Origin of the sequence: Mycolicibacter senuensis, from assembly GCF_003284925.1 — a bacterium.
GTDB classification, from domain to species: domain Bacteria; phylum Actinomycetota; class Actinomycetes; order Mycobacteriales; family Mycobacteriaceae; genus Mycobacterium; species Mycobacterium algericum_A.
Genome location: NZ_QMEX01000156.1, coordinates 1 through 7,631, shown reverse-complemented (window position 1 = coordinate 7,631; position 7,631 = coordinate 1). Strand labels below are relative to the sequence as shown.

Here is a 7,631-nt window from a genome sequence, read left to right as displayed (position 1 = left end):
CGGGCTGGTCGGGCAGCGGCCGCGTACCGCCACGCAGCTCTACCGCGGCGCCCCCTACGGGGTGGGCTACTTCGTCGGGGTCTGGGAGCCGTGAGGCCGATCGCGGTCGTCGGGCCGACCGGCACCGGCAAGTCGCAGCTCGCGCTGGAACTGGCCGAAGGCCTGGAAAAGTCGGGGAGATCAGCTGAAATTGTGAACGCCGACGCCATGCAGCTCTACCGCGGCATGGACATCGGCACCGCCAAGCTGTCGCCGGGCGAGCGACGCGGCATCCCGCACCACCAGCTCGACGTCCTCGACGTCACCGCGACCGCGACGGTCGCCCGCTACCAGCAGGCCGCCGCCGCGGATGTCGAGGCGATCATGAATCGCGGTGCGGTACCGATCATCGTCGGCGGATCGATGCTCTACCTGCAGGCGCTGCTCGACGACTGGTCCTTTCCGGCCACCGACCCCGCGGTGCGGGTCCGCTACGAGCAGCGGCTCGCCGACATCGGAGTAGCCGCGCTGCATGCCGAACTGGCCGCCGTCGACCCGGCTGCGGCGGCGGCGATCCTGCCCACTGACGGCAGGCGCATCGTGCGGGCGCTGGAAGTCGTGGCGCTGACCGGCCGGCCATTCGCCGCGTCTGCGCCCACCATCGGCGTCCCCCGCTGGGACACCGCGATCATCGGATTGGACTGCGACACCGTGCTTCTCGACGAACGGCTGGCCGCCCGGACCGCGACGATGTTCGACCGCGGCCTGGTGGCCGAGGTGGTGGGGCTGTTGGAGACCGGGTTGCGCGACGGGGTCACCGCCGCCCGGGCGCTGGGCTACGCCCAGGTGATCGCCGACCTGGATGCGGGCGGCAACGGTGATGGCGCCCGCGAGCCCACCTTCATCGGGACCCGCCGCTACGTGCGCCGGCAGCGGTCCTGGTTCCGCCGCGACCACCGCATCGAATGGTTGGACGCCGCCGGCGGCGGACTGCTCGACGCGGCACTGGCCGGGTGGCGGCACGTATCCTGAGCACATGCTTTTCGCCAAGGGCCACGGCACCCAGAACGATTTCGTCGTGTTGCCGGACCTAGGGGTGGAGCTGGACCTGACGGCCGCCGCGGTGAGCGCGCTGTGTGACCGGCGCCGCGGCCTGGGCGCCGACGGGGTGTTGCGCGTGACCACCGCCGGGGCCGCCGTGGCCGCCGGCGTGCTCGACGAGCTGCCCGAGGGGGTCTCGGCCGGCGACTGGTTCATGGACTACCGCAACGCCGACGGCTCGGTGGCCGAGATGTGCGGCAACGGGATCCGGGTCTTCGCCCACTACCTGCGCGCCGCCGGCCTGGAATCGGCCGACGAGTTCGTCGTCGGCTCGCTGGCCGGGCCGCGGCCGATCACCGTGCACCACGCCGACGACGTGCGGGCGGAGGTCACCGTCGACATGGGCAAGGCCAACACGCTGGGACCGGGCGAGGCGGTGGTGGGCGGACGGCGATTCGCCGGGCTCGCCGTCGACGTGGGCAATCCGCATCTGGCGTGCGTGGATCCGGCACTGTCGGCAGCCGAGCTGGCCGCCCTGGATGTGGCCGCGCCGGTCAGTTTCGACCGCGGGCAGTTCCCGAACGGGGTGAACGTCGAAGTCCTGACCGCCGCCCGTGACGGTGTGGTGTCGATGCGGGTGCATGAGCGCGGGGTCGGGGAGACCCGGTCCTGCGGCACCGGCACGGTGGCCGCCGCGGTGGCCGCACTGGCCGACGCCGGCGCGTCGACCGGGACGCTGCGCGTCGACATCCCGGGCGGGCAGGTCCGGGTCACCGTCACCGAGGCGACCAGTTATCTGCGCGGGCCGTCGGAGCTGGTGGCCCGCGGCGACATCGCGGCGGGGTGGTGGTCGGCGCAGTGAGTCATCCCGAGCTTCCCAGCACCGGTGAACTGGCCCTCGATGACCGCACGGCGCTGCGCCGGGTCGCGGGGCTGTCCACCGAACTCGCCGACGTCTCCGAGGTTGAATACCGCCAGCTGCGCCTCGAGCGGGTGGTGCTGGTCGGGGTGTGGACCGAGGGCAGCGCCGCCGAGGCCGACGCCAGCATGGTGGAGTTGGCGGCGCTGGCCGAGACCGCCGGCTCGCAGGTGCTCGAGGGACTGATCCAGCGCCGCGACCGGCCCGACCCGTCCACCTACATCGGCTCCGGCAAGGCCGTCGAATTGCGTGAGGTGGTGCTGGCCACCGGTGCCGACACCGTCATCTGCGACGGTGAGCTGTCGCCGGCGCAGCTGACCGCGCTGGAGAAGGCGGTCAAGGTCAAGGTGATCGACCGCACCGCGCTGATCCTGGACATCTTCGCCCAGCACGCCACCAGCGCCGAGGGCAAGGCACAGGTGGCGCTGGCGCAGATGCAGTACATGCTGCCGCGGCTGCGCGGCTGGGGCGAGTCGATGTCACGGCAGGCCGGCGGCCGGGCCGGCGGCAGCGGCGGCGGGGTGGGACTGCGCGGCCCAGGTGAGACCAAGATCGAAACCGACCGGCGACGCATCCGGGAGCGGATGGCCAAGTTGCGCCGCGAGATCAAGGCGATGAAGCAGGTGCGCGACACCCAGCGCAGCCGGCGCCTGCACAGCGACGTTCCCTCCATCGCAATCGTGGGCTACACCAACGCCGGCAAGTCCAGTCTGCTCAACGCGCTGACCGGCGCCGGGGTGCTGGTGCAGGACGCGCTGTTCGCCACACTCGAACCCACCACGCGCCGTGGGTATTTGGAAGACGACAGGCCCTTCGTGCTCACCGACACCGTCGGCTTCGTCCGGCATCTGCCCACCCAGTTGGTGGAGGCGTTCCGGTCCACGCTGGAGGAGGTCGCCGACGCCGACCTGTTGCTGCATGTGGTCGACGGCGCCGATCCCGCGCCGCTGGCCCAGATCAGCGCGGTGCGTCAGGTGATCTCCGAGGTGATCGCCGAGCGGGACGCCAAGCCTGCGCCGGAACTGTTGGTGGTCAACAAGATCGACGTCGCCGGGGATCTGGCGCTGGCCCAGTTGCGTCGCGCGCTGCCCGACGCGGTGTTCGTCTCGGCGCACACCGGCGACGGTATCGAGTCGCTGCGCCGCCGGATGGGGCAGTTGGTAGCACCGGCCGACACCGCGGTGGATGTGGTGATCCCTTACGAGCGTGGCGATTTGGTGGCTCGGGTGCATGAACAGGGCCGGCTCACCCAAGCCGAGCATGGCGAGGGCGGCACCCGCATCAGGGCGCGGGTACCGGCGGCGCTGGCAGCCAGCCTGCGAGAATTCGGCCAGGCGTAGCAGCCGTTCACGGCGTGTGATCGGTCACAGAGGTTTCGGGCTGCGCGCACCGGTGCGCTAGGCTCACAACCAACGCTGGCGTCAAAGGACGCCGGTACGTCGTGGAACGCTTACTCGCCACCGATACCCGGTGGACGGTGCGTCCAGCACAAGCTCTTCTCGCGGCGATCGATTTTGCCCACCGGCAATCTCGCCACTTTGCGCCGCCGGCACCCGACCTCTTATGGCTCCAGCAGCGCAACCGATGCCGGAAAGGCACCGCACTCATGACTGAATCTTCGGTATCCTTTGGCTCCCTCGGCGTGCCCGCCCCACTGGTGGCGGCGCTGCACGACAACGAGATCACCACGCCGTTTCCGATCCAGATCCATACCCTGCCCGACACCCTGGCCGGGCGCGACGTGCTGGGTCGCGGAAAGACGGGCAGCGGCAAGACACTGGCGTTCTCAATTCCGTTGGTAGCCGGGCTGGCCGACACCAGCCGACGCCCGAATCGGCCGTCGGGCCTGGTGCTCGCGCCCACCCGGGAGTTGGCCACCCAGATCACCGCGACGGTCAAACCGCTTGCGGCGGCTTACGGCTTGAAGGTCACCACCATCTTCGGCGGGGTGGCGCAGAGCCGGCAGGAGACGGCGCTGCGCGGCGGCGTCGACATCGTGGTGGCCTGCCCGGGTCGCCTCGAAGACCTAATGAAGCAGAAGCTGATCAGCCTGGATGCCGTGCAGATCACGGTGCTCGACGAAGCCGACCACATGGCCGACCTCGGATTCCTACCGGGCGTCACGCGGATTCTGGCCGCTACGCCGGCCACCGGTCAGCGGCTGCTGTTCTCGGCGACCCTCGACAACGGCGTGGACAAGCTGGTGCGGCGCTTCCTGCACGATCCGGTGTCGCATTCGGTCGATGACGTCGCAGCGCCGCCGCCGGCCATGACACATCACGTGTTTCACGTCGCGGGGGCGGCGGACAAGAGGGATCTGGTGCACCGGTTGGCGTCCGGCACCGGTCGCCGAATCCTGTTCATGCGCACCAAACATCAGGCCCGCAAGCTCGCCAAGCAACTGACCGAGTCCGGCATCCCCTCAGTGGACCTGCACGGCAACCTGTCTCAGCCCGCGCGGGACCGCAACCTGGCCGCGTTCAGCGCCGGGTCGGCTCGGGTGCTGGTGGCCACCGACATCGCTGCGCGCGGCGTGCACGTCGATGAGGTGCAGCTGGTGGTCCACGTCGACCCGCCGGCCGAACACAAGGCCTACCTTCACCGCTCGGGCCGCACCGCACGTGCCGGCAGCGCCGGCGACGTGGTAACCGTGGTGTTGCCCGAACAGCGCAAGGACACCCAGGTACTGCTGCGCCGGGCCGGGATCACCGTCGCCCCGCAACAGGTCGGCATCGACTCGACGGCGGTGCAAGCGTTGGTCGGCGACATCGCCCCGTTGCAGATGCCCGTCCCCATGGCGGCCCCGCCGCCGCGGCCCGCTTCGCCGAAGAACCGCGGATCGGGCAGCGCCCGCCGGCGTCGCGCCGCGGCGCCGGGAGCCGCCCAGCGACCGGCACGGCGGGGCGGGCCGCGCCGTACCGGGGCGGACGCGCGGTAGTCCGCACCGGGGACTGAAGCCCGCTTCAGCGCAGGCCTCTGACCTCCCAACCATCCGGTTGGTCTATTGTCGTCGGAAAGATTCCGTCGATCTCGGAGGTCAGGCGATGAGCGCCGCAGTCAAGTACCAGCGAACCCTGTTCGAGCCCGAGCACGAGCTGTTCCGGGAGTCCTACCGGGCGTTTCTGGACCGCCACGTCGCGCCGCACCACGAGGAGTGGGAGAAGGCGAAGATCGTCGACCGCGGTGTCTGGCTCGAAGCCGGCAAGCAGGGCTTTTTGGGCATGGCGGTGCCCGAGGAGTACGGCGGCGGCGGCAACCCGGACTTCCGCTACAACACGATCATCACCGAAGAGACCACCGCCGGTCGCTACAGCGGCATCGGTTTCAGCCTGCACAACGACGTCTGTGCCCCCTACCTGCTGGAGTTGTGCAACGAGGAGCAGAAGCAGCGTTGGCTGCCGAAGTTCTGCACCGGTGAGTTGATCACCGCGATCGCGATGACCGAACCGGGCACCGGCAGCGACCTCCAGGGCATCAAGACCCGGGCGGTCAAGCAGGGCGACCACTACGTGCTCAACGGGTCCAAGACCTTCATCACCAACGGCATCCACTCCGACCTGGTGATCGTGGTCGCCCAGACCGACCCGGAGAAGGGCGCCCAGGGCTTCAGCCTGTTGGTGGTGGAGCGCGGCATGGCCGGCTTCGAACGCGGCCGCCACCTGGACAAGATCGGGCTCGACGCCCAGGACACCGCCGAGCTGTCGTTCACCGACGTGCACGTGCCGGTGGAGAACCTGCTGGGCCAGGAGGGTATGGGCTTCATTTATCTGATGCAGAACCTGCCGCAGGAGCGGATCTCCATCGCGATCATGGCCGCAGCGGCAATGGAGGCCACGCTGGAGCAGACGATCACCTACACCAAGGAGCGCAAGGCGTTCGGAAAGCCGATCGGCAGCTTCCAGAACAGCCGGTTCCTACTCGCCGAGCTGGCCACCGAGGCCACCGTGGTGCGGATGATGGTCGATGAGTTCATCCGGCTGCACCTGGACAAGCAGCTGACGGCGGAGCAGGCGGCGATGGCCAAGTGGTACAGCACCGAGAAGCAGGTCCACTTGATCGACCGCTGCCTGCAATTGCACGGCGGCTACGGCTACATGCGCGAATATCCGATCGCGCGGGCCTACCTGGATGCGCGGGTGCAGACCATCTACGGCGGCACCACTGAGATCATGAAAGAGATCATCGGCCGCAGCCTGGGCGTCTGACTCTAACAGGCGAGGCCCTGACCTGCGTATTCAGTCGCGGGCAGGGCCTCGTCGTCGCTATGCGGGTCGGCAACTTTTCGGCATCGGGTGGGTATCTGTTTCCGCAATATCGATGACTTCGCTTCGCAATACGGGTCGATTGCGGGAAAGTTTATGCCGGAAACATTTGCGTCGATTGCGGTGCCTGGGAGGGCTGGTGGCTAGTCGGAGAGATCGGTTCGGCAAGACGGCGGTGCGCATGGCGCTCGGCCTCGCGGCGACGGTCACCGTGCTGTTGTCGATGCAGACAGCGGCGGCAACGCCCGACAGCGACGCTCACGACGCCATCACGGCGGCATGGCAGGCGGCCGGGGGTGACGGCTCGCCGCTGGGCCCGCCCAAGGGCGACGTGCATCCGGCCGGTGTCGGCTTCGCGCAGGACTTCGCCGGCGGCACGATCTTCTTCACACCGGAGACCGGGGCCAAGGCGCTGTTCGGCGCGATCCTCGAGAAGTACGAGTCGATGGGTGGGGCGGCGACCGGCGGGCTGGGGTTCCCCAGCAGCGATGAGGTGCCGGGGCTGGTTCCCGACAGCCGGGTGGCCATCTTGTCCGGTGCCGACAACCCGGTGATCTACTGGACGGCCGCACACGGCGCCCACGTGGTGCGCGGCCCGATGAACGCGGCCTGGGACAAGCTGGGCAGCTCCACCGGAGCGCTGGGCGTGCCGGTCGACGACGAGAAGTACGACGGCGCGGTGGTGACCCAGAAGTTCAGCGCCGGTGCGCTGTCCTTCGACGGCGCGACTCGGACGTTCACCACGGTGCCGCCGGAGTTGGCGGCCCAGCTGGCCGATCTGCAGGTTCAGCTTGATCCGACTGCGGCCATCGACTACGCGTGGCGCGCCACCGGCGGCGCATCGGGCTCGCTCGGGGCCAAGCAGGGCGACCAGTACGTGATCGGCAGCGACGGAGCGGGCCAGGATTTCGCCCGGGGCAAGGTCTACTTCTCCCCGGCGACCGGGGCCTACGCGTTAGACGGCGACGTCCTGGCCAAGTACGAGTCGCTGGGCGGCCCGGCCGGCAGCGATCTGGGCTTCCCGATCACCGGCACGGCCGACGGTGCCATCGCCGGGAGCAAGTTCGCGTCGTTCGCCGCCGACGACGACCCGGTGATCTTCTTCAGCCCCGACAACGGCGCCTTTGTGGTGCGCAGTGCGATGAAGGCGGCCTGGGACAAACTTGATGGTGCTTCAGGAAAGCTCGGCGCCCCGGTGGGCGACCAGACCGTCGACGGAGACTTGGTCTCGCAGAAGTTCACCGGCGGGACGGTGTCGTGGAACCAGGCGAACAACGCCTACAGCACCGAGCCGGCCGATCTCGCGCCGGCGCTGGTGGGCCTGCAGATCCCCGGCATGAACCTGCCGAACGGCAGCACCGCGACCACGACCGGTACCGGCACCGAGACGCACTGGAACTGGTTGTGGGTGCTGATCCCGGTCGCGGTGC

6 protein-coding genes are annotated in these 7,631 nt (G+C 69.4%); all 6 read left to right on the top strand.

Annotation, left to right across the window (positions count from 1 at the left end; translation table 11 throughout):
- The first annotated feature begins 90 nt into the window (after positions 1 to 90).
- Positions 91 to 1,011, top strand: a complete 921-nt coding sequence (gene miaA / locus DQP56_RS20970) for a tRNA (adenosine(37)-N6)-dimethylallyltransferase MiaA (protein ID WP_112688736.1) — start codon at positions 91 to 93, stop codon at positions 1,009 to 1,011.
- Positions 1,012 to 1,015: 4 nt separating this feature from the next.
- The gene (dapF, locus tag DQP56_RS20965; RefSeq protein WP_112688734.1) at positions 1,016 to 1,882 is read left to right on the top strand and encodes a diaminopimelate epimerase; all 867 of its coding nucleotides are present in this window, start codon (positions 1,016 to 1,018) and stop codon (positions 1,880 to 1,882) included.
- Entirely contained in the window at positions 1,879 to 3,279 is a 1,401-nt protein-coding gene (hflX, locus tag DQP56_RS20960) for a GTPase HflX (protein WP_112688738.1), read from the top strand. The genes dapF and hflX overlap by 4 nt, the downstream gene beginning before the upstream one ends.
- 266 nt (positions 3,280 to 3,545) lie before the next feature.
- Positions 3,546 to 4,877: a DEAD/DEAH box helicase gene (locus tag DQP56_RS20955; RefSeq protein WP_112688732.1), complete on the top strand. Its 1,332-nt coding sequence runs from the start codon at positions 3,546 to 3,548 to the stop codon at positions 4,875 to 4,877.
- Positions 4,878 to 4,983: 106 nt separating this feature from the next.
- The gene (locus tag DQP56_RS20950) at positions 4,984 to 6,144 is read left to right on the top strand and encodes an acyl-CoA dehydrogenase family protein (protein WP_112688730.1); all 1,161 of its coding nucleotides are present in this window, start codon (positions 4,984 to 4,986) and stop codon (positions 6,142 to 6,144) included.
- A gap of 196 nt (positions 6,145 to 6,340) precedes the next feature.
- A partial coding sequence (locus tag DQP56_RS20945) for an LGFP repeat-containing protein (protein WP_435673894.1) occupies positions 6,341 to 7,631 on the top strand: 1,291 nt, incomplete at its 3' end.